We start from the raw sequence: 504 nt of genomic DNA on the forward strand, positions 1-504 counted from the left end.
ATCAACGACCCCGACCCCGGACCGGCATAAATCCGCGCCGAATTAACCTCCGGCGGAAGCGCCCCAAAATCAAACACGAATTACCCCTTACCGCGTCGCAGCTGCATGAATGACGTCGAGTAGTGAAAGACGATAGAGCGCATCCGGCCGGCCCCCGGCCGTGCCGACCGGCTGACGTCAGAGCTGGCCGGGCGCGGGCGCATCGCCCGCGGCTGCTGCGCCCCGGTTGTCCAGAGCTGACCACGCGCTGGGCGTCCGGCCGTTTGTCCGCCATGAGGTGGGAAAACAGTCTCCCGGTGATCGCCCTCGCGCGTCACCGGGCCGTAGCCGGGGGGCCGCGCCGTCGTCGCTACCGGGCTCAGCCGCAACCGGCTCTCCATAAAATCCCGACGCGGATAAAACGAATGAGTTGTGTTCATATCCGCTGCTATCCGGCCGAGGGTGGGCGGGTTAGGACGCTGTAGCGGAAGCCGTATTTGTGGGAGTAGCCCGCGGCTGCCCCGG

1 protein-coding gene is annotated in these 504 nt (G+C 66.3%); it reads right to left on the minus strand.

Annotation, left to right across the window (positions count from 1 at the left end; translation table 11 throughout):
* Nucleotides 1-77 (minus strand): PPE domain-containing protein (locus A5756_RS26465; protein WP_156624280.1); only part of this gene is annotated, 77 nt, incomplete at its 3' end.
* Between the last annotated feature and the right edge of the window lie 427 nt (nucleotides 78-504).

It is taken from the genome of Mycobacterium sp. 852002-53434_SCH5985345, assembly GCF_001667155.1.
Lineage (GTDB): Bacteria > Actinomycetota > Actinomycetes > Mycobacteriales > Mycobacteriaceae > Mycobacterium.